The sequence below is a fragment of the Pseudomonas anguilliseptica genome (assembly GCF_900105355.1).
Taxonomy (GTDB): domain Bacteria; phylum Pseudomonadota; class Gammaproteobacteria; order Pseudomonadales; family Pseudomonadaceae; genus Aquipseudomonas; species Aquipseudomonas anguilliseptica.
In genome coordinates, this window is the sequence record NZ_FNSC01000001.1 from 280,012 (window position 1) to 302,725 (window position 22,714).

Consider the following 22,714-nt stretch of genomic DNA (forward strand, 5'->3'; position numbering starts at 1 on the left):
TCAGCTCTGCCCGAGGGGGCGCAGGCGGTATTGCGGTGGCAGCTGCTCCATGCCGCTGACAGTGACGTTGAGGTTCTTCCAGCGGCCATCCTTGATGCCGTAGATACAGCCATGCACCGCCAGCGGTTGGCCACGATGCCAGGCGTTCTGCACGATGGTGGTGTGGCTGACGTTCGCCACTTGCTGAATCACGTTGAGTTCGCAGAGGCGGTCAACCTGCTCTTCCTCGCTGGGCAACTGCGCCAGGTATTCGCGGTGCTCGTAGTAGAGGTCGCGAATGCTGCGCAGCCAGCCGTCGATCAGGCCGAACTGGGTGTCCTGCATGGATGCGCGCACGCCGCCGCAGCCGTAATGGCCGGTGACCAGGATATGTTTGACCTTGAGCACATCGACCGCGTACTGGATCACCGACAGGCAGTTGAGGTCGGTGTGCAGCACCACGTTGGCGACGTTGCGATGGACGAACAGATCGCCCGGCAACAGGCCGACAATCTCGTTGGCCGGCACCCGCGCATCGGAGCAGCCGATCCACAGGTACTCGGGCACCTGCTGCTGGGCCAGCTTGGCGAAGAACTCGGGATCTTCTTCCTTGATCGCTTCGGCCCAACGCGCGTTGTTGTCGAAGAGGTGCTGTAGATCGCTCATGCTTCACTCCCGGATTCGTCGATGCGCACCATAGGAGCGCCACGGGCTTTTGACAAGCAAGGGTTAGTCGCCGTCACAGCAAACGGGCGACAGCGAACTTGATCAGGCGCGGCGGCGCCGCAACAACCAGAAAATCAGCAGCACGCCCGCCAATAGCACCAGGCTCACGCCCCATTGCAGCGGCCCGGCATAGCGGTACAGCTCGGCCGGCTGCAGACTGGGCACACGCAGCATGCGTTGCTCGGCGGCCGCGCCCTGGGTCGGGATATCAGCCAGGCCGTCGCCGTCCAGATCGGGCAGACCGCGAATATGGTCGAGCAGGCCCTGCCACTCTTTATATTCCTGCACACCAGGCTGCTGCGGATCAGCATCGATAATCGCATCCTTGATCGCCGCCAGTGGCCGGCCCTCGGCATCCTTGGGCTGCACGCTGAGCAGGCCCTTGGTCAGGTCGCTGACCAGCCAGGTGAAACTGCCGACATAGCTGGTGGCGCCGATGCTGTAGAGCCGCTGATCCGCCAGGTCCAGCGGCGTATAACCCTTGATCGGGTCGCCCAGTTCAACCCGGCTGACCCGATCAAACGGCACGCGCCAGGGGTTGTAACTGAAGCGCAGGCCGGACACGCGCGGGTAATAGCTTTTGCTTTCACGCACCTGATAGGCCAGCAGCAGCACCTCGAGCAGGTTCTTCAACTCCTGCCCGCTGACATACACCTTGATCAGCGGATAACCCGGTGCATCATCCAGCTCACCGACGCCCAGCGGAGCGATGCGGAACAGGTCGGACACCGCCTGCACGCCATACCGACCCATGATCAGGTTGTCGCGGATAGTGCCGTTGCCAGTAAATGACACATCACTGCCCGTCGCGTGGCGCAGCGCGTCGGTAACCAGATTGCCGAGAATCGGATCGTCATGGGCGCGGCTCAGGGTCTTGTCGACCTTGGCCAGCGGCTGATCGAAGGCATATCCCTTGGGCGCCAGCATCTGCGCGCTGACCACCTGTTTGAAGTCCTCGACCTGGGCAGTCACCGCAGCGCTGCCAGCAATCTGGTCATTGATCGGGTGCAGCTGGTAATCGATAACCTGCGGCTTGCCGTCGGCTGGTAAACGCATGCGCAGCTCGCCCAGGTGCTGAATTTCGGAGCCGGCCTGCATCACGGGCGTGCGCCCATTGACCAGTACAGGCTGCGCCAAGGCCGTATGCGAGTGACCACCAACGACGATATCGATGCCCGGCACCTGTTCCACCAGCTCCACCTCTTCACCGCGCCAGCTGCCGTCCTCCTGCTGCACCACGCCCATGTGCGAAAGCAGGATGACCACCTCGGCTCCCTCCTCGCGCAACTTGGCGACCATGGCTGTGGCAGTCACTACCGGATCGGCAAAGGTCGCTGGTTTGATCATCGGGCTGACCGCCACCGCGTTGTTGCCAAGCAAACCGAACAGGCCGAAGCGGATGCCACCCTTATCGATCAACTTATATGGCGCAATGCGCCCGGCCTCGTAGTGCGCCTGCAGGCTGTCGTCTTCCTTACTCGCCGGATCGAAGCCCAGGTTGCTCGACAGCAATGGCATCAGCGCATCGCCCTTGACCTGGTGCGCCGCGCTGATCATCGCGGCCAGGCCGGCCGGGCGAAAATCGAATTCGTGGTTGCCCAGGGTCGCGGCGTCGTAGCCCAGCTCGGTCATCAGGCGCAGCTCGCCACCGGTTTCACGGGTCACGGTATGGAACAGTGTGCCCATGCTGAAGTCGCCACCATCGAGCAGCAGCACCGGCTGCTCGCCGGCAGCGGTACGGCGTTGCTCAAGCAAGGTCGCCAGGCGCGCGACACCGCCGACCGTGTCGTCATCGCCTGTGGTCGCCGGGGAATATTCGTTGTTCGGGCCAAAGCCGAGCAGGCGTGATTGCCAGTCGTTGGTGTGCAGGATGGTAAAGCTGCGTTCGGCACTGAGGGCCTGAGCGGCGGTGAATAGGCAGAACACCGCGAGCAACAAAGCAGACAGGCGCATGACAAATCCTTAGGGCAATGGGCCGAACACTGCTGCGGCTAAGGCAGCGCACGCCAGTATGCGACAAGCCCTGCGTCAGGTCAGCGGCGAATAGCGCCGCACGCGGTAGCCAATCGTGTCAGTACGCTGCCGGGCAAAGACCTAATCGAACAGCGGGCAGACCATCACCAGAGCGTCTTCACGGCCGCCGACGGCCGGGTAGTAATCGCGGCGCCTGCCGACTTCGTTAAAGCCGTAGCGCTCGTACAGGCGGTAAGCCACCTGATTGCTCGCGCGCACTTCCAGAAAGCACTCATTAGCGCCCTGCTGCTGGGCTTGCTGCATCAGGTGCTCGAGCAGTTTCAGGCCGAGGCCGCGGCCCTGGCTTTCGGCCTTGACGGTGATATTGAGCAGGTGCGCCTCGTCCATGATGATCTGGATCACGCCGTGGCCGACCTGCTGCTCGCCCTCGAACATCACCCAGCAGTTGTAGGAGTTCAGGCTGTCGGTAAAGATGCCGCGCGTCCAGGGATGGCTGAACGCGGCGTATTCAATTTTCAGCACCGCGTCGATATCCGTCACAGTCATCGGGCGGAAGCTGATTGCATCACTCATTCAGATTGACTCGGCAAGCGGTAGAAACCTCTGCCAAACGGCCGGGAAAGATGTCTTCAATTGGCAGCCAACCAGCGCTGACGCACGCGGCGCATGGCTTGCCACAGCTCACGCTTGCGCTCGGGTTCATCCATCAGCAGTTCCAGGCCAGGCAGCGCCCAGGCAGCGCCCAGGCCCTCGACCTGCAGTTCTCGGTTATAGGCCTCGGCATCCGCCTCACCGGCAAAGCGAATCGCCGGTAGCCCCACCAGCCACAGGCAGCTGCACGGCTCCTGCTCTTCCAGCCGTGCGCCGACAAAACTCTGCACATATTCCAGCGCCGCTTGCGGCCCCTGGTCAATCTGCCCGCGCACCAGCAGCGGCCAGCGCACAGGCTCGCCGATCAGTTGCGGGCTGTCCGGCAGGCCGGCGGCGCGCAGCAGATCCTTGAGCAGCAGATATGCCGGGTCGCGCCCTTGCAAAGGCTCGCCGGTAGGCAGTTCGACCAGCACCGCGCAGGCACCGGCGCGCAGCAATTGCAAGGCAAAGCGCGGGGGGACGACGGACGCTGGCTGGGCTTTCACCTGCTCTTCGGTGTCAGCTGCAACAGATTCAACCTTGGCCATGCGCCCCTGAGGCGCTGGCCGCGGCACTTCGATCTTGGGCCGAGAGACAGGAGCAGCAACGGGCGTTTCAGCAAGCGGCGGCTCATAGACCGGCGCTGCTTCAGCCACCGCCTGCGGCAAGGCAGCGGCTACCTCCGTCTCAGGCTCGGACTCAACCAGCGGTTGCAGCAATTCAAGCCGCGAGGGTGCAGCAAATGGCAGCTCCACGCGCGGCAGCCAACTGGCCACCTGCATGGCGCTCAGGTAGGCACGGCGGCGCAGTTCTGCGATCAAACGTCAGCCGCCTGTGGGTGGGCCTTGAGACCGGCTTGCATCAGGTTCAGCGCATTGATATAGGCCTTGGCCGACGCCACCAGAATATCGGTGTCGGCACCATTGCCGTTAACGATGCGCCCACCCTTCTCCAGACGCACGGTCACCTCACCCTGCGAGTCGGTGCCCTGGGTGATGGCATTGACCGAATACAGCTGCAAATTGGCCTCGGAGCTGGCAATCGACTCGATGGCCTTGAAGGTGGCATCCACCGGCCCCGAGCCCTGGGCATTGCCACTGTGCTCGGCCCCGGCAACGCTGACCACCACCTGGGCCTGCGGCACTTCGCCAGTCTTGCTCGCCACATCCAGAGTGATCAGTTTGAAATGCTCGGGCGCTTCCTCGGCCAGGGTGTCGGACACTAGGGCCTGCAGGTCTTCGTCGAAAATCTCGTGCTTCTTGTCCGCCAGTGCCTTGAAGCGGGCAAAGGCCGCATTCAGCTCAGCCTCACCGGCCAGGACAATGCCCAGCTCATCCAACCGCGAGCGGAACGCGGCACGCCCGGAGTGCTTGCCCATGACCATCTTGTTGGTGTTCCAGCCCACCGACTGCGCCGACATGATCTCGTAGGTTTCGCGGTGCTTGAGCACGCCGTCCTGGTGAATACCAGACTCGTGGGCAAAGGCGTTGGCGCCGACGATGGCCTTGTTCGGCTGCACCGGAAAACCGGTGATGCCCGAGACCATGCGCGAGGTGCTGAGGATGTGCGGGGTGTCGATACGCGTATGCACGCCGAGCAGGTCTTCGCGGGTCTTGATCGCAATCACGATCTCTTCCAGCGCGGCGTTACCGGCGCGCTCACCGAGGCCGTTGATGGTGCACTCCACCTGACGGGCGCCCGCCACCACAGCCGCCAGGGAGTTGGCCACGGCCAGGCCCAGGTCGTTGTGGCAATGCACCGAGAAAACTGCCTTATCGGCATTGGGCACGCGGTTGAGCAACTGGCGAATGGTCTCTGCGTACTGATGCGGAATGGCGTAGCCAACCGTATCGGGAATATTGATGGTGCGTGCGCCGGCGTCGATGGCCGCTTCGATGATGCGGCAAAGAAAATCGATCTCGGAACGTCCGGCATCCTCACAGGAGAACTCGACATCGCTGCACAGGTTGCGCGCGCGCTTGATCGCATGCACGGCCTGCTCGACGACCTGATCCGGTTGCATGCGCAGCTTGTATTGCATATGAATCGGGCTGGTGGCGATAAAGGTGTGGATCCGCCCGCTGCTGGCACCCTTGAGCGCTTCGGCGGCGCGGTCGATGTCCGCATCCAGGGCGCGCGACAGGCTGCACACGGTGCTGTCCTTGATGTTGTCGGCAATCGCCTTGACCGCGGCAAAGTCACCGGGGCTGGGATGGCGAAGCCGGCTTCGATCACATCCACCCGCAGACGCTCCAGGGCCTTGGCGATGCGCAGCTTTTCCTCACCGGTCATCGACGCGCCGGGGCTCTGCTCGCCGTCACGCAGGGTGGTATCGAAAATAATGACGCGGTCGTTGCTGCTCATGCTGGTGTCCTCACGGAGTCGCCGGAGCACGCACCCAACATTGGAGCGCGTGTCGATAAGGGCTGATTGTCGCGTGAAATGCCACGGGCGGGAAGCGCGGCGCGTATCGATGCCGCGTCGCGGCTAAAGCCCCTCCCACGGGCCAGAAAGCAAAACGCCCACCAAAATGGCGGGCGTTAGGCTGATTGAGCGAGCTAGACCCAGGCTATGCGAAAGTGCGCGAGGACGCGGGGTTTACTGCTGTAAATGAGCAGTACTCGCTCCGCTCGCCCTTCGGGCCGGCCTAAAGACCGTTCGGTGGCAAGCCACCGTCCGAGCGCACGTTCAACGACGCATGGTCGACGCACAGCCAATCAGAGGGCCTGATCCCACGGGCGGTCGCCATTGGCATCCTTAATCCGCGTCGGCAGGCCCATCACGTCCAGCAGCTTGAGGAACGGCTCGGCCGGCAGCTGTTCAACGTTGGCCATGCGTGCCACGTCCCAGTCGCCACGCGCAACCAGCAGGGCTGCCGCGACCGGCGGTACGCCAGCGGTGTAGGAAATGCCCTGACTGTCGGTTTCCACATACGCATCTTTGTGGTCGGCAACGTTGTAGATAAACAGCTCGGTCGGCTTGCCGTCCTTGGTGCCTTTGACCAGGTCACCGATGCAGGTCTTGCCGCTGTAGCCCGGCGCCAGCGAAGCGGGGGCCGGCAGTACGGCCTTGACCACTTTCAACGGCACAATTTGCAGACCTTCTGCCGTGGTTACCGGTTGCTCGGACAGCAGGCCGAGGTTTTTCAGCACGGTAAACACGTTGATGTAGTGCTCGCCGAAGCTCATCCAGAAGCGCACATTGGGCACGTTCAGATGTTTGGACAGGGAATGCACTTCGTCATGCCCGGTCAGGTACAGATTCTGTTCGCCGACCACCGGCAGGTCGTCGGTGCGTTTGACTTCAAACATTGTGTTGCTGGTCCACTGGCTGTTCTGCCAGCTCCAGACTTGGCCGGTGAATTCGCGGAAGTTGATTTCCGGATCGAAATTGGTGGCGAAGTACTTGCCATGGGAACCGGCGTTGACGTCGAGGATGTCGATCGACTCGATGCTGTCGAAGTACTGCTGTTGCGCCAGTGCAGCGTAGGCATTGACTACACCTGGGTCGAAACCGACGCCGAGGATGGCAGTCACGCCCTTGTCCTGGCATTCGGCCAGGTGCTTCCACTCGTAGTTACCGTACCAAGGCGGCGTTTCGCAAATCTTGCCCGGTTCTTCGTGGATGGCGGTGTCAAGGTAGGCGGCGCCGGTATCGATGCAGGCGCGCAGCACCGACATATTGAGAAAGGCCGAACCCACGTTGATCACGATCTGCGATTCGGTTTCGCGGATCAAAGCTTTGGTTGCTTCAATATCCAGCGCATTGAGGGCATAAGCCTGGATTTCGGCCGGCTGCTTCAAGCTGCCTTTGGCCTTTACGCTGTCGATGATGGCCTGGCATTTGGAGATGTTGCGCGACGCGATAGCAATGCGACCCAATTCGTCGTTGTGCTGCGCGCACTTGTGGGCCACCACCTTGGCGACACCTCCTGCACCAATGATCAGAACATTCTTCTTCAATTGTTTCACCTCCTGGGTACTGCGTTTAAGAGACAGATGTTGCGGTATACAAACAGGTAGGGTGGACGGCGCTTTACCCATCCACCACTTGGCGATCACGCTGGTGGATGAGAAAAGCGCCATCCACCCTACGGATCAGCTCAGGCTGGACAGGTAATCCTCAAAGCCAAATTCGCGAACCACCTCGACGCTGCCGTCGAGTTGCTTGACCGCGATGGACGGCATCTTCAGGCCGTTGAACCAGTTCTTCTTGACCATGGTGTAACCGGCCGCATCGATAAACGACAGGCGATCGCCGATGGCCAGGGGCTTGTCGAACTGGTACTCGCCGAAGATATCACCGGCCAGGCAGGACTTACCGCACACCATATAGGTGTACTCACCGCTGCAGGGTTCCATCTTGGCGTTAAGGCGGTAGATCAGCAGGTCGAGCATGTGTGCTTCGATTGAGCTGTCGACCACGGCCAGGTGCTTGCCGTTATAGAGGGTGTCGAGCACCGTGACCTCCAGGGAAGAACTCAGGGTGATCGCCGCTTCGCCCGGTTCCAGGTAGACCTGCACACCGAAGCGCTCGGAAAAGGCCTTGAGCCGCGCGCAGAACTGGTCCAGCGGATAGCCTTCGCCGGTGAAGTGAATGCCGCCCCCCAGGCTGACCCACTCGACCTGTTCCAGCAGATGACCGAAGCGTTCCTCGATGGTGCTCAGCATCTGGTCGAACAGCTCGAAACTGCCGTTTTCACAGTTGTTGTGGAACATGAAGCCGCTGATCTTATCCATCACCGCAGCTATCTTTTCCGGGTCCCACTCGCCGAGGCGGCTGAACGGGCGGGCCGGGTCGGCCAGCAGGTAATCGGAGCTGCTCACCTGCGGGTTAACGCGCAGGCCACGGATGGTGCCTTCGGAAGCCTCGGCGAAGCGCTCGAGCTGGCCGATGGAGTTGAAGATGATCTTGTCGCAGTTGGCGAGCATCTCGGGGATTTCATCATCCGCCCAGGCCACGCTGTAGGCGTGGGTTTCACCAGCGAACTTCTGCCGACCGAGCTTCAACTCGTACAGCGAGCTGGACGTGGTGCCGTCCATATACTGCTGCATCAGGTCGAACACCGACCAGGTGGCGAAGCACTTGAGCGCCAGCAGTGCCTTGGCACCGGAGTGCTCGCGTACGTAGGCGATCTTCTCCAGATTGCCCAGCAGCTTCTGTTTGTCGATCAGGTAGTATGGCGTTTTGATCATGGCGCTGCCCCTGCAAGGTCGGCTAACGGGAAGCCAACAGGCTCCCCCCAAAAAGTGGAGGCGAATTGTGCCGACAACCGGCACATATCGAAAGGGCAACGGGGATATTTCCTCGATTCAGCGACCATTGGCGGCGATTGGGCGCGCAATGGAAGCCCCCAGCACATGCCACAGTGCGCCAGCAGAATGACCAACAAGGATGACAGGGGCATGACGGCATAGAGCGCCTGCGCGGCGCTGATGCGGGGGCTCAGTTGATCGGCGTGGCAGTCAGATTGGCGCGAATATCGGCGTTCTGCAGCTTGACCCCGTACATCGAGGTCACCGCACCGCCGGCGGGATGGACGTGCTGAATCCGGTCGATATTCACTTCCTTGAAGTGCACTCGGCCGTTGACCGCAAAGCCCAGCGGGTCGGGGCTAACCGGCGTACAACCGGTGCCCGTCTTGCTGCACACCTTGGTCGGTGCCACGTCCAGATTGAGGTCCACATTGAAGCCATAGTCGTTAGCGTTAGGATTCGCCGGATTGCCATCGGAGGTGTGGAAGTTGTCCACCACCAACTGGCTGCCAGTGCCGTTTACCCCGTTGACCCGCCCGGTTTCGATAATGATCTGGTTACGTTTCTCATTGTTCGACACGCTATTGGCCGGGTTACCGGAGCCATCACGGACAAAGACGTTTTTCAGCTTGACCGAAATCCCCTCGTCGCCGCGATCCTCCCAGCGCCCGCCACTGGCCACACATGCCGCTGACGTGCCACCGCTACCGCCGACGCACAATGCACCGGCACCGCCCGAGCTGATGGCCAGGGTCGAACCCTGCTCATAACGCTTAAGCATCAAGCGACCAATGCTGCTGCCGGTCTGCCGGTCACCCCAGCGCACGTCGTTCACATCCAGCTTGGACCAGTACGTGCCCTTACGCAGTTCCACACCGTTGTTGCTGATATCCAGCGAGCCTTCGCGGTAATGTATGTCATAGCTGCTGCCCGACAGCCACAAGCCACGACCGTTTTCATCCACGGTAATCGCCGCGTTGGCCTCGGTAATATAGAAGTCGGCGTTGTAGCGCAGCCCATCACCAACGGCACCGCCGGCGCGCAGAGTGACCTGGCCGTTGAGGGTGAAATCATAGGCCGGGAAAATTTCCATCAGCACCAGCAACTCGGTGCCGCCCTGCAAAGGCGCGTCGGCACCACCCACGCGCAAACCATCGAAGCTGTAGCTACCGACGACATTCTTGAAACCCAGGCGCATACCGTCGAAATGACCGTTGTAGCCGCCGCTGTTTATATCGCTGTTGCTGCCGGCATAGCAGCTCGTGCTCACGCCGGCGGCGCAGCTTTTGGTCAGATCAAAGGTAAACTGACCGGTAACGTGGGTCCGCAGGCCGCTGAACCACATGGTGTTGCCGTTATCGGTGAGTGCCAACGAGCTGTCGACCATATTCCAGCTGAGGTCAGCGCTGATGCCTTTCTGCCCGGAGTTGGGGTCACCGCCCGGACGCAGTTTCAGCCAATTCTGCCGAGCACCCTGGTCAAGAAAATTCAAATCCACCGCCAGGCCACCGAGTTTCTGATTGCTCGGGTTGCCCATAATCAGGCCGCCCAGGGTGGCGTTGAACTTGAGGTCCTGAAAGGCCACTTTGGCATAACTGCCCACGCCGTCCTGCTCCAAATCCAAGGTCAGCCCGGAATTGCTGATCAGGCTGCCGGCAAAATTCTCGGCGCGCAGAATGCCCTCGTCCTGGTACTGGAACAGGCTGTTGGCAATGGTGATATTCGGCTTGATCCGCAAGCCCTCACCGCTGGCACCGCCACCCGCGATGCTGATGCTACCGCCCAGGCGCAGGTCCATATTGAGTTTGCCGAAGCTGCGCTGCGCATCGACATCACGCAGATCGGGAGTGCCCGGGGTCACCGCCACGCCGGTGGTTGGATCACCATGGGCCAGATCCAGGCCGATACCGGCAATAGAACCGACAAAACGCGAGGTGCCGAGGTCCAGCTTGATCTCCTGGCCGCTACCGCCGCTGACGATGTCCAGGTAGGCATTGTTCAGGTAGGTGTCGAACGACAGGCCTTTGACGATCAGGTCAAAGCCATTGTCACGGTAATAAAAGGTGGCCGCGCTCAGGGAGAGCTGGCTGTCATCCACTCTAAAACCACTGACACCACTGGCACCGCCACCGCTCAATTTGAGGCTGGCGCCCAGGGTGAAGAACGCACGGAAAGCACCAAAGCTTTTGCTGCTGCCAGCCAGCTCGATATTGTCGACGCTGAGCACCTGCGCACTGCCACTGTGCTGCACCTGCAGCTGATTACCCACCACATCCAGTGTGGTGGTCGAGCTGTTGCCTGCCGTTTGCGGCGTACCGCTGACGCCCTTGAGGCTGAGGGTCTGACCATCCTGTTTGTAGTCAATGCTGCCGGCAGACCAGCCAGCGCCCGTGGTTTGCAGACTGATACCGTCGCGTCCGCTGACGGACGACAACGCCTGATCATCCAACGCCTGCATGGCCTGAGTCAGCGGACTGAGAACTGCGAGCAACAACAGCGAATGACGGTGCATGGCCCTGCTCCTCAATTCTGCGGAAAGATCAGCACGTTGCCCTGCATACGGATGGTGCCGTCGATCTTCGCCGAAAAGATATTGGTCTGCTGGTACGACGGATTACCGCCATTGGCCACGCTCAGCGACTTGTTCTGCCAGCCACCCTGGTTGGCCACACCAAAGGCAAAACTGCCGTCCTTGAACTTCACCTCGTTGGGCAGACCAAACTCCAATACGTCCTGATTAAAGGCTGCGCCATCACCGTTAAAACCACTGTTGATGGTGCGCGTACGCAACGTCAGCCCTTCAAAACTGAAAACGCCCTTGAGGTTGTCCAGCACATACCAGCCGCCATCCGCCTCGGAACGAATTGCCACACGCATGCCACAGTTCTCCGGCGTCGTGGCGCCCGCATTGGCGCAACTGCGCTGGCTGGCCGTCCAGGTGCTGGGGTTGTTACTGGCCGGTTTGCTCCACAACACGCCGCCGTCCTTGTTGATACTGAACTCACCGGACAGGTAAACCCCGCCCTGACCATTCATGCTGCTCAGGGTGTCATCATCCAACGCCTGCATTTCCGCCAAGGCCGGCATGGTCAGCAATACACCGTTCAGCATCCAGGCTTTAGAGATCACGGCTGGTCACCTTCAGGTAGTTGATGCTGAGCCCCTGGATGGCGTTGTAGCCAAAGTTGTAGCCACCGGTAGAAAAGCTGCCTGTGCCGGCTTTGAGGTTGTCGATCACGATATTGGTGCGTGGGGCGTTGGCATAGAAGTCACTGGCAATCGCATTACGCTCAGCTACCGGGCGCGCGCTGCCGTTGGCGGCACGGGTCACCGGATTGGGCAGTTCCAGCACAAATTGACCGTTACTGCTGACATCAAACAGCAACGGCTGGCTCTTGCCGTAACCCAGCGAAATATTGGCGTAGGCATTGCTCAGCGTCAGGGTGCGCGCGGTCTGCTCCTGGGCGGTGGTGCAATTGGCCGTACCGGCCGCGCAAGACATCAGCTGTAGGCTCTTGGCGAACAGATTTACCCGTGCCTCGCCGACCAACTGCCCACGCGAGTCATCACCCCATAGCCGCAGGTAACTGCCGTCCATGACCAGTTCGCTGAAATCAAGATTGATGATGTCGGTGCGCCCGGCAGCGACCTGGAAGTCGAAGCGAATACCCAGATCAACTCGTTCAGAGGCGCGACTGGAGCAGTTGCTTCCGGCAGCGGCATAGCCACTGATACAGGCCTGTCCACCGGCGCCGGTCAAGCGCTCGGGAAACTTGAACTCCAGCACACTGACATTGCTCGGCGTGGTCTGCACCCATTGCCCATCATCACGCAGGGTGCGCAGGGCTTCCCCTTTGGCCAGGGTAATTTCGAAGGGATGGTCCAAACGCCCAATCGTCACCGGATTAAGATTGGCACCTTTATTACTGCCGGTTGCCCCCAGGTAGAACTCCTTCACCGAAATCGGCACGTTCTGTCCCGAGGCATTGTTGATGTCATTGATGGTGATCACCGCACCTGAGGCATCCAGCAACACACCATCCAGCACGAAGCCAAATCCGGCGCCCTGAACAGCCGAGAGCTCCTGGCGTCAGCAGCATCAACGAAGCAACAGCTATCAGCACGCGCATGATCAGCACCCCGCCGTTGCGGTGCCCAAACAGGTGTCCTGCCGGGGAATACCATTGAAGGCCTGCTCGAAGTCGATATTGATTGGAGCCACCATATTGCCGTTGGCATCACGGTATTTGGGCAGGTTCATAAAGGCCCCTTTCAGCGCCATCATGAACTGGTTGGTGTCCTGATTTTTCCATGCCACATCCTGGGTCTGCATGGAAATGAAGAAGCCTTTGGCGGCGCCTTCAATCGCAGCGGTGGCAGCAGAATCATTGACTGCCATATTTCCAACAGGGAGCGACTGGAAATTACTTAGGGATGGTCTGAAAAAGACTTCCTGATTTTGCAAAATATCCGCACTCCACCCGCCGAGTTTTCCGATGAAGCAGATGACCTTCGCCGACGCCGAGTACGCCGGCAAGCGCAAGCAGACCCGCAAAGAATTGTTCCTGATCGAGATGGATCGGGTAGTGCCGTGGAAAGGGTTGATCGCTTTGATCGAGCCGCATTATCCAAAGGGTGAAGGCGGCCGACCGTCCTATCCGCTGATGGCGATGCTGCGAGTGCATCTGATGCAAAACTGGTTCGGTTACAGCGATCCGGCGATGGAAGAGGCGCTGTACGAGACCACCATCCTACGCCAGTTTGCCGGGCTGACTCTGGAGCGCATTCCTGACGAAACCACCATCCTCAACTTCCGCCGCTTGCTGGAAAAACACGAACTGGCTGCCGGCATCCTGGCCGTGATCAATGGCTACCTGGGTGACCGTGGTTTGTCGCTGCGCCAAGGCACCATCGTCGATGCCACGCTGATCAACGCGCCGAGTTCAACCAAGAACAAGAACGGTAAGCGTGACCCTGAGATGCACTCAACCAAGAAAGGCAATCAGTATTACTTCGGCATGAAGGCGCACATCGGGGTGGATGACGAGTCTGGCTTGGTGCACAGCGTGGTGGGTACTGCCGCCAACGTGGCGGATGTCACCCAGGTCGATAAGCTGCTGCACGGCGAGGAAAACATGGTGGGGGCCGATGCCGGATATACCGGTGTCGAGAAGCGCCCCGAGCATGAGGGCCGTCAAGTGATCTGGCAGGTTGCAGCACGGCGTAGCACTTACAAGAAACTCGGTAAGCGCAGCGCGCTGTACAAAGCCAAGCGCAAAATCGAGAAGGCCAAGGCCCAACTGCGAGCCAAGGTCGAGCATCCGTTTCGGGTGATCAAGCGTCAGTTCGGTTATGTGAAGACGCGCTTCCGTGGCCTGGTCAAAAACACGGCGCAACTGGTGACTTTATTCGCGCTGTCAAATCTGTGGATGGCGCGCCGACATTTACTGACGAATGCAGGAGAGGTGCGCCCGTAATGCTGGAAATGGCTGCCGCGAGGTGCTCGCGGCGGCTAAAAACACAGAGATGAGCCGGTAATCTGATCGTTTTTGATCGATTTATCACTTTCGAAATCAGCAGAGGCTGACGTCAGCCAGAAATGCATGGCTACTTCAGAGGATCCTTAACGGGCGACTCGAAGCGCCAACGCTTAACAACCTTTCCCTGGTGACCACGAACATAGTGGATATGACCGTTGCACAAGTTACGAAAGTGCAAGTCAATAAGTTCTGGATTTTGGGTTATGCAATGAAGCTCATGGCCCTGTTTACGCATGGTCTCCAGGGCAGACGCATATTCGGGGACCTGGGAACCCTGAGGGCGGATACGGAAAAACTTCTGAGCCTCATCGATAACGATAATGGCGTTTAGTGGCAGCTCATACCACTTCAAAGGGTCTTCAAATTCGACCCATTCGGCCTGCAAAACCTTAGGGAAACCCTGAAGAAGACTTCCTGAATTTGGCAAAATACCTGAACTCCACCCGCCGAGTTTTCCGATGAAGCAGATGACCTTCGCCGACGCCGAGTACGCCGGCAAGCGCAAGCAAACCCGCAAAGAGCTGTTCCTGATCGAGATGGATCAGGTTGTGCCGTGGAAGGGTTTGATTGCCTTGATCGAACCGCATTACCCCAAGGGTGAAGGCGGACGTCCAGCCTATCCGCTGATGGCGATGTTACGGGTTCATTTGATGCAGAACTGGTTCGGCTACAGCGACCCGGCGATGGAGGAGGCTCTGTACGAGACCACCATCCTGCGCCAGTTTGCGGGTCTGAGCCTGGAGCGCATTCCCGACGAAACCACCATCCTCAACTTCCGCCGATTGCTGGAGAAACACGAACTGGCTGCGGGCATCTTGGCCGTCATCAATGGCTATTTGGGTGACCGCGGTTTGTCATTGCGCCAAGGCACCATCGTCGATGCCACGCTGATCAATGCGCCGAGTTCGACCAAGAACAAGGACGGTAAGCGTGACCCGGAAATGCACCAGACCAAGAAGGGAAACCAGTATTACTTCGGCATGAAGGCGCACATCGGCGTCGATGACGAGTCGGGTTTAGTGCATAGCGTGGTCGGCACGGCAGCCAATGTTGCAGACGTTACTCAGGTCGACAAGCTGCTACACGGCAAAGAAAACATGGTGGGTGCCGACGCGGGTTACACCGGCGTAGAGAAGCGGCCAGAACATGAAGGCCGTGAAGTGATCTGGCAGATCGCAGCCCGCCGCAGTACGTACAACACGTTGAGTAAGCGCAGCGCGCTGTACAAAGCCAAGCGCAAGATCGAGAAGGCCAAGGCGCAAGTTCGCGCCAAGGTCGAGCACCCGTTCCGGGTGATCAAGCGTCAGTTCGGTTATGTGAAGACGCGTTTCCGTGGCCTGGCCAAAAACACCGCACAACTGGTAACGCTGTTCGCCCTGTCGAACCTGTGGATGGCCCGTCGACATTTGCTGACGAATGCAGGAGAGGTGCGCCTGTAATGTGGGAAATGACCGCTGCGAGGTGCTCGCGGCGGCCAGAAACACCGAAATGAGCGGATGACTTGATCGTTTTTGATCAGTTTTCCGCTTTCAAAATCAGCGGAGGCTGAAGTTGACCGGAAATACAGGGCTACTTCAGACCATCCTTAGGGGAAAACAGGTTGCCAGCGACAGAACTTGACAACCGTTAGACGCGAACAGACTTAACAAAGCATCAGACAGGCCACCAAGGTTGCAACCACTGACACAACCCAACGTCTGCCCGTTTACCATACCTGCTTGCGTAGCACGCACCGGATCAGCAGTGCCATTGGTCTGCACCAGAGCAGCATCCGCCTCCAGGCGAGTAGAGCGCGTAATCCCAGCGATCCCCAACAGGAACCTCTCCCCGAGATTGGCTTGATCGAAAACCGGGCCTGCAGTGCCTTGAATCTTGATTGGGATATTACCCGTCAGGCTCTGAATATCCCCGGACAAAATGCCCTTGGCCTCGCCAAAGCCAATTCGTACCCCTACCACCTTGTTACCGGAATAGGCCAGTTCTAGAAAAGGATTAGCAATCTTGAACGGGTTGATGGTGTCGTCCGCGTTGACCGTGCCCAGGGCGAAATTATTGATCAGCAAGTCAGATGAGCCTGCTACCTCACCCGGACGGGTGGCCGCATCGTTGTACTGCCCCAATTGCAACTTCTTCATATTCAACTGGGTCTCGACATTCATGCCGAAATTGATGCGGGTGTAGTTGATCCCAGCATTGCTATCCGTGGCCAGATTGATAAAGGCCTGACCGGTCACTTCCGACAGCTCGTTATCCGCCAGTTCAACCATCTTGGCCTGAGCGGCAGTACTGATTAATCCGGCACAGATCAACGCGAGTGCGGTTTTGGCAAAGCCGAGGGTCGGACGCATGGCTGATTCCCTGTCTTTATTATTCGATTGGCAGAGCCCTGCGGACTCCACGCCTTGATTAGCACTATAAAAACCCCGCCGCCTAAATGTGCCGACCCATAGTCGAGAAAACCCGAGAAAACCATTGCAAACCGCCGCCTAGTGAGCTGTCTGTAAAATTCGTTAATCCAATGCCGAGCCAGTATACTGCGCGCTCTATCGTCATGAATTGAGCTCCCATATGGCCCGGCCAGCAGCCCCATTCTTCTTGAGTCCCAGTGATGCCGACATGCTGCAAGGCTGGTTACGCATGGGATCGCTGCCTCAGAGCATCGGCCAGCGGGCCAGAATTCTGTTGCTGCTGGCCAACGGTCTCACGCCCAAGGAGATCAGCGAGCAGCTGCAAGTCTCTGCGCCAGTGGTCTTCAAATGGCGTAAACGCTACCAGGAGACCGGTCTGGAGGGGCTGAGTGACCTGCGGCGCAGTGGAGCGCCTCGCAAGCTCAACGAAGCGAAGATCAAGGAAATCCTGACGCTGACGACCCAGCGAGTCCCGCGCGAAGCTACCCACTGGAGCCTACGGTTGATGGCCAAGTACGCTGGGGTCAGCATCTGGCAGGTCGCACAGGTGTGGGCTGCTGCCGACCTCAAGCCGCACCGGTTGAAAACCTTCAAGATCAGTAACGACCCGCACTTTGCAGACAAAGTGGTCGATGTCGTCGGGCTCTATTTGAATCCGCCCGACAACGCCCTGGTGCTATCTGTTGACGAAAAAACACAGATCCAGGCGCTGGACCGCACACAGCCCATGCTGCCGCTCAAGCCCGGGCAGATTGAGCGGCGGACGCATGACTATAAGCGCCACGGTACGGCCAGTCTGTACGCAGCCTTTGACATCCTGACGGGTAAGGTCATCGGCCGTATCACCCAGCGGCACAGGGCCAAGGAGTTTTTGGAGTTCCTTCGACAGATCGACCGCAGCACCCCCGTCGAGCTGGACCTGCATGTAATTCTGGACAACAGCTCGACTCACAAGACCGCTGCCGTCAGGGAATGGCTGGAGAAGCATCCCCGTTTCAAGCTGCACTTCACACCGACCAGCGCCTCGTGGCTGAACGCCGTGGAGGGCTGGTTTGCGCAACTGGAAAGACGGGCGCTTTATCGTGATGCCTTCAGCAGCGTGGCTGACCTGAGAGCGGCGATACGTCGCTTCATTGAGGCTCATAACGAACATTCGGCTAAGCCGTTCCGCTGGAGCAAAACGGCTGAGTCGATTATCAGCTCCGTGCATCGAGCAAAGCTGGCTGTAATTCGGAATGAGTTATTGGATTAACCAGACAGGCCACTAGCTGTTACCCATCGCCACAGCCTGGGTTACATCTGCCCGAGCGGCGCGCACAGACGATGACTGACACTCAAGCCTTCGCTGCGGCTTGCAGTACAATCGGCGTTTTTTGCGAAAAGCCCGCGGAGCGGATGCCCCGATGATTGATCCCAAGCGCGTACTGCGCGCCCTTGCCGAACACTGGACGTTGCTGGAGCCGCTGTGCGAGCGCTTCGATGCCGGCACCCTGAGCCTGGTGGAGCTGCGTAATCAGCTGGCCGCGCAGTTGCCCGAAGGCACGCCCACCGATGTCACCGCCCTGCTCGATCAGTGGATCCGCCTGGATATACTGGTGCCGGTGGCCAAGAGCCCCAATCGCTTCGAGCTCAACGCGCAGATCCACGACTTCCTCGCCTACCTGCGCCGCGAACATCGCCTGGGGCTGTGCCTGGAGATCGAAGCCTACCTGCGCCACCTGGAGCGCCTGGCTGGCTATATCAAAGACGCCTTCGAAGTGCGCGACGCCGCCGATCTGGCGCGTCAGCTGCGTTTGCTCGATATGCGCGTGCGTGACGTGCTGAAGAAGCTGGCCAACGACGAGCAGGCCTTGGTCGCCGTGGCCGAGCGCGCCAAGACCTCAGATAGGCAAATCCCCCTGCGTCAGCGCTACGCCGAGGTGTTGGCCACCTGGGACGAATACGTCGAGCCGATGATCCAGTTGGTGGCCGCCGACGGTGCCTTCGAGCAGGGCGTCTACCGTGTCGAGCACGTGCTGCTGCGCCTGCTCGGCGAACAACAGCGTCTCGGTCAACTGGTCGATGACGACCTGCTGCTTCGCACCCACGCGCGCATCCTGGAAATGCAGACCACCGCCCAGCTGACCCTGCGCCGCGCCCGCGAGCTGCTGCTGCCGCTGCGTGAAGAAGCGCGCCGGCACAATGCCGTGACCCGTGGCGCAGCCCTGGCCCTGGCGGCCATTCGTAAAAAGGGCCTGGACGCCGTACCGCAGGCCTCCATGCCGCTTTTCAGCCGCCCGCAAAGCACCTTTCTCGGCACCGCGTCGCAGGTCGAGGCCTATGTCTATGCCCTGGCGCGCTTCGAGCCGAAGCCGGCGCAGTTCCCCAAGGCCCACAGCGGCCGCAAGGGTGAAGCCCCACGCGCACCACGTACCGCACGGGAGATGATCGAGCGCTGCGAACAAGCCCTGCCGCTGCCGGACCTGATGGTCTGGCTGCTGGAACAGGAGCCCGAAGGCGCCACCGACGAATTGCTCTACTGGTTCTCGCGTCTGTCTCGCGATGGCCGTTTCCAGCGCGAGCGCCTGGAGCGCCGCGACTACCTCACCCGCGAGCATCAGGTCAGCCTGAGCTCCTTTGCCCTGATCAAGCCGGCCGGGACCACCCTATGAATATCGACCTGAAAGAACTGACCCAGCTCGCCCCGAGCTTCCGCGAGCTGTTCAAGGGCTACCACATCAGCCGCAGCAACCCGGAGATCTACACCCAACTGGCCGGTCAGCAGGACCAGTACCGTGGCCTGTTCAAAGCCCTGGGCTATGAGCTGACCTGCGACAGCCGCGGTTTCTACTACTTCGTGCCTGAACAGATGGGGGCGCAGGTCAACAAGACCGCCCAACGCCTGGCGCTGTTCACCTTTATTCTGGTCGAACACCTGGCCGATCAGGGCCGTGACCCGCTGGCCGTGCTCGACGGTGGTAGCCTCGGCCGTGACGAACTGCCGGCGCTGCTGGAAAAGTACAAGGATCTGTTCCTCCAGGCCGAAGTCACCACCCAGGATGAACTGGAAGAGAAAGTCATGCGCCGCCTGACCCAGCTCGGTTTTGCCAGCGAAGACAACGGCATCTACCGCTTTCTCGCCCCCATGCACCGTTTCCTCGATGTGTGCCTCTCGGTGCAGCAGGACCGCGACCTGGCCGCCACCCTGCACAGCGCCCTGCCGCTGCCGACGCCGGTGCTGCTGGATGATGAGGCCGAAGACGAAATCATCAGCCTCAGCGAAACAGAAACTGACGAATCCGAAGAAGACGCCCTGGCCCGCGCCATGGCCGAAGAACGTGCCGCCCAGGAGATGGATGCATGAGCCAGGAACGCTACGGCATCCGCCGCTTCGCCCTGTTGAACACCGCCGGCTACAGCCTCGGTCTGTTCCCGCTGGAAAACCCGCTGTCGGTTTACGGCGCCAACAACCTGGGTAAATCCGCCTCGATCAATGCCCTGCAATTCCCGATTCTCGCGCGCATGTCGGACATGAGCTTCGGCAAGTACAACCTGGAACAATCGCGCAAGTTCTACTTCGCCAGCGACACCAGCTACATCCTCGTCGAAGTCGCCCTGCCCCACGGCCCCCATGTAATCGGCGTGGCCGGGCGCGGCCCGGGCGGCGGCTTCGGCCACCAGTTTTTCGCCTATCAGGGCACCCTGGACCTGGAGCACTACCAAAAGAACGGCACCTGCCTGCGTCAACGCGAGCTGTTCAACGCTCTGGAACGCGAAGGCATCAAGGCCTATGAACTGAAACCCGAAGAGCTGCGCCGTCTGCTGGTTGGCGGGCACACCTCGATTCCGCTGGACCTGACCCTGATCCCGCTGCGCTCCACCAGCGAGCAGAGCCTGAAGACCTTCCGCGCGCTGTTTATCAACCTGCTGCATATGCGCGAAATCACCGCCGCCAAGCTCAAGCAGTTGTTCCTCGATGCCTTCGAACACAGCCTGCGCTCGGGCAGCGTCGACTACATCGCCGCCACCGAAGAAGCCTTCCGCGATGTGCGGCGCATGGAACAGGACTACCAGGCCCTCGTCACCGCCGGCCCGCTGATTGAAGCGCTGGCCGCTGGCGTGGCCCAGCGCGAACTGCTGCGCGGCAAGCTGCATCGCCTGTCGCCGCTGCTCGACTCGCTGCTCGGCACCTGGCAGGACTATGCTGGCGCACGCCGCGAGGAATTGGTAATCCAGGCCGAGCACTACCGTGGCGAGCAGGACGGTTTGCAGCACGAGCAACGCGGTGGCACCCAGGAACTGATGCGCATGGAGCGCGAAATCAGCGAAATCCAGCGCTGGCTCGGCGAGTTGTCAGTACTGAAAAATCGCTTCGCCCTGGTCAACGACGCCAAGGTGCTGGAGGAGCAACTGCTGGTCGCCAAAGATGCCCACGATGAATTGGCAGGTGCCTTGGCGCAGTCGCGGCAATTCTCCGCCGAGGACCTGGACGAGCGCCTGCGCGATCTGGAAAAACGCCTGAAATCGGTGAAACAGCAACTCGAACACGCCGATAACAACAGCTATTCACGCCTACGTGAAGAGTTCAGCCAGGCCGATGTCGATCGCCTGATGCGCCTGTTTAACGGCCAGCTGTTCAGCCTGCCGCTGGGTGAGAAAGGCATTCAGGTCGCCGAGGGCGATGCCTGGGTGAAATCCCTCGAAACCATCCTCGACGGCTTCAAGGGCGAGCACTTCGAAGTGCCCGGGCTGACCATCGACCTCAGCCATATCGAACCACCGGCCCTGCAAGCCCTGGCCGACCGAGCCGCCCTGCGTGACCAGAAAGACCGCCTGGATCGCGAATATAAACAGCTGAAAACCCAACAGGCGGTGGCCGCTGACCGCGCCGCGAGCAAGGCCCAGGCAGAGCAGTTCTACCAGGCGGTTCTGGATGCACAGAAAGCTCTGGAAGACTTCCGCAAGAGCCAGACTCTGGCCGTGGAAGAGCCGCAGAAGCTGGAGCAGCTGGCCCAGCTGGAGGCCGCCCAGGACGAACTCAAGCGCGCCGCAGATGCCTTTACCGAGCGCGTGCAACAGCTCTCCGCCAAGCTGCAATTGGTCGGCCGTCAGTTGGCCGATCTGGAAGCCAAGGAGCGCACCCTGGAAGACGCCCTGCGCCGTCGCCAGCTGTTGCCGGCCAACCTGCCGTTCGGCACGCCGTTTACCGACCCGGTGGACGACAGCCTGGATAACCTGCTGCCGTTGCTCAACGACTACCAGGACGCCTGGCAGGGCCTGCAACGTATCGACGGACAGATCGAGGCGCTCTACGCCCAGGTGCGCCTGAAGGGCGTGGCCAAGTTCGACAGCGAAGATGACGTCGAACGGCGCCTGCACCTGCTGGTCAACGCCTATGCCCACCGCCAGGACGAAGCACTCACCCTGGCCAAGGCACGCCGCGCGGCGGTCACAGACATCGCCCGTACCCTGCGCAATATCCGTAGCGATTACGACAACCTGGAACACCAGCTGGCGTTGTTCAACCGCGAGATCAACAAGCGCCAGGTGTCCAACCTGGAAAGCTTCCGCATCGTTTTGGCCCCCAATAAAGACGCGCTTAAGCATATCGACCAGATCATCCACAGCGCTGGCCAGTACGAAGAAGGCGAAACCCTCTCGGTGTTCGACCTGCAGCAAAGCAGCGAACAGGACAGCAAGAACGAGGAAGCCAAGGAATACCTGGCGCGCCTGGTAGCCGCTAACCATAACCAGCTGGGCTTGAAGGACCTGTTCGAACTGGCCTTCGAAATCACCAAGGTGCATGGCCAGCCGGTGATCCACACCGACATCGATGGCGCGGCGTCGAACGGCACCACCATGACCATCAAGGCGCTGACCAACATGTACCTGCTGCTGCACCTGATGGACCGCGACCAGGCCGGCAAGGTGCGCTTGCCTTACTACTTGGACGAGGCGGCGGATATCGATGAGAAGAACCAGCAGGCACTGATCGAAACCAGTCTGCAGCTGGGCTTTGTACCGATTCTTGCCTCGGTAAAGCCGCAGGTCTCAGCTCACGTGGCCATCGACCTGGAAGGCGGCAGCGGGCCGAATGGCATCTATATCGACGAAGCGGATTGGAAATATATTCAGCGCCGTGACAGCGCCAAGAGCAAGGCAGAAACCACAACCGCAGCAACCGAGCCCGCCTGACGCAGGCTCACCCGCCATAAAGCAAGGG

At 60.1% G+C, this 22,714-nt stretch carries 16 protein-coding genes and 3 pseudogenes; 6 read left to right on the forward strand and 13 right to left on the reverse strand.

From position 1 onward, the window contains the following. The 11 genes and pseudogenes from can to BLW24_RS01510 form a co-directional block, all read right to left on the reverse strand. On the reverse strand, positions 1-645 hold the full coding sequence (gene can / locus BLW24_RS01460) for a carbonate dehydratase (protein ID WP_090375754.1): 645 nt from the start codon (positions 643-645) through the stop codon (positions 1-3). Between the two features lie 102 nt (positions 646-747). Further along, complete coding sequence (locus tag BLW24_RS01465) at positions 748-2,658, reverse strand: bifunctional metallophosphatase/5'-nucleotidase (protein ID WP_090375756.1); 1,911 nt, start codon at positions 2,656-2,658, stop codon at positions 748-750. A gap of 141 nt (positions 2,659-2,799) precedes the next feature. Continuing rightward, positions 2,800-3,252 carry a ribosomal protein S18-alanine N-acetyltransferase gene (rimI, locus tag BLW24_RS01470; RefSeq protein ID WP_090375758.1) on the reverse strand — a complete coding sequence of 151 codons (453 nt, stop codon included), beginning with the start codon at positions 3,250-3,252 and terminating at the stop codon, positions 2,800-2,802. A gap of 56 nt (positions 3,253-3,308) precedes the next feature. Next, complete coding sequence (locus tag BLW24_RS01475) at positions 3,309-4,130, reverse strand: energy transducer TonB (RefSeq protein WP_090375761.1); 822 nt, start codon at positions 4,128-4,130, stop codon at positions 3,309-3,311. After that, positions 4,127-5,673 (reverse strand): annotated as a pseudogene (locus BLW24_RS01480) (2-isopropylmalate synthase). The gene BLW24_RS01475 and the pseudogene BLW24_RS01480 overlap by 4 nt, the downstream one beginning before the upstream one ends. 353 nt (positions 5,674-6,026) lie before the next feature. Continuing rightward, a complete protein-coding gene (locus BLW24_RS01485) occupies positions 6,027-7,271 on the reverse strand; it encodes a saccharopine dehydrogenase family protein (RefSeq protein ID WP_090375763.1) in 1,245 nt (414 codons plus the stop codon). Positions 7,272-7,406: 135 nt separating this feature from the next. Then, positions 7,407-8,504: a carboxynorspermidine decarboxylase gene (locus BLW24_RS01490; protein ID WP_090375765.1), complete on the reverse strand. Its 1,098-nt coding sequence runs from the start codon at positions 8,502-8,504 to the stop codon at positions 7,407-7,409. Between the two features lie 250 nt (positions 8,505-8,754). Continuing rightward, positions 8,755-11,076 carry a DUF6160 family protein gene (locus BLW24_RS01495; protein ID WP_090375768.1) on the reverse strand — a complete coding sequence of 774 codons (2,322 nt, stop codon included), beginning with the start codon at positions 11,074-11,076 and terminating at the stop codon, positions 8,755-8,757. An 11-nt stretch (positions 11,077-11,087) separates the two neighbouring features. Beyond that, positions 11,088-11,675, reverse strand: coding sequence for a hypothetical protein (locus tag BLW24_RS01500; protein WP_167360438.1), 588 nt, complete (start codon positions 11,673-11,675; stop codon positions 11,088-11,090). A gap of 7 nt (positions 11,676-11,682) precedes the next feature. After that, positions 11,683-12,651, reverse strand: a pseudogene (locus BLW24_RS01505) (hypothetical protein); the annotation flags it as partial. Between the two features lie 45 nt (positions 12,652-12,696). Continuing rightward, the gene (locus tag BLW24_RS01510) at positions 12,697-13,029 is read right to left on the reverse strand and encodes a hypothetical protein (RefSeq protein WP_244161060.1); all 333 of its coding nucleotides are present in this window, start codon (positions 13,027-13,029) and stop codon (positions 12,697-12,699) included. Between the two features lie 31 nt (positions 13,030-13,060). Here BLW24_RS01510 and BLW24_RS01515 point away from each other — a divergent pair, with 31 nt between their 5' ends. Beyond that, a complete protein-coding gene (locus BLW24_RS01515; protein WP_090375770.1) occupies positions 13,061-14,041 on the forward strand; it encodes an IS5 family transposase in 981 nt (326 codons plus the stop codon). Positions 14,042-14,171: 130 nt separating this feature from the next. On the opposite strand, the gene BLW24_RS26930 is transcribed toward BLW24_RS01515, so the two are convergent. After that, positions 14,172-14,621, reverse strand: coding sequence for a zonular occludens toxin domain-containing protein (locus BLW24_RS26930; RefSeq protein ID WP_338062042.1), 450 nt, complete (start codon positions 14,619-14,621; stop codon positions 14,172-14,174). On the opposite strand from BLW24_RS26930, the gene BLW24_RS01525 reads away from it, so the two are divergent. Continuing rightward, positions 14,563-15,543, forward strand: coding sequence for an IS5 family transposase (locus BLW24_RS01525; protein WP_090375775.1), 981 nt, complete (start codon positions 14,563-14,565; stop codon positions 15,541-15,543). The genes BLW24_RS26930 and BLW24_RS01525 overlap by 59 nt on opposite strands. Before the next feature lie 135 nt (positions 15,544-15,678). On the opposite strand, the gene BLW24_RS01530 is transcribed toward BLW24_RS01525, so the two are convergent. Continuing rightward, positions 15,679-16,452 carry a DUF6160 family protein gene (locus tag BLW24_RS01530; RefSeq protein ID WP_208600126.1) on the reverse strand — a complete coding sequence of 258 codons (774 nt, stop codon included), beginning with the start codon at positions 16,450-16,452 and terminating at the stop codon, positions 15,679-15,681. 220 nt (positions 16,453-16,672) lie between these two features. Here BLW24_RS01530 and BLW24_RS01535 point away from each other — a divergent pair, with 220 nt between their 5' ends. From BLW24_RS01535 to mksF, 4 genes and pseudogenes are all read left to right on the forward strand, one after another. After that, the gene (locus BLW24_RS01535; protein ID WP_090375778.1) at positions 16,673-17,764 is read left to right on the forward strand and encodes an IS630 family transposase; all 1,092 of its coding nucleotides are present in this window, start codon (positions 16,673-16,675) and stop codon (positions 17,762-17,764) included. A 151-nt stretch (positions 17,765-17,915) separates the two neighbouring features. Then, complete coding sequence (mksB, locus tag BLW24_RS01540) at positions 17,916-19,163, forward strand: Mks condensin complex protein MksB (RefSeq protein ID WP_090375781.1); 1,248 nt, start codon at positions 17,916-17,918, stop codon at positions 19,161-19,163. Beyond that, positions 19,160-19,855 carry an Mks condensin complex protein MksE gene (mksE, locus tag BLW24_RS01545; protein WP_090375810.1) on the forward strand — a complete coding sequence of 232 codons (696 nt, stop codon included), beginning with the start codon at positions 19,160-19,162 and terminating at the stop codon, positions 19,853-19,855. The genes mksB and mksE overlap by 4 nt, the downstream gene beginning before the upstream one ends. Continuing rightward, a pseudogene (gene mksF, locus BLW24_RS01550) lies at positions 19,852-22,702 on the forward strand (Mks condensin complex protein MksF); the annotation flags it as partial. The gene mksE and the pseudogene mksF, both read left to right, overlap by 4 nt. Positions 22,703-22,714: the final 12 nt, after the last annotated feature.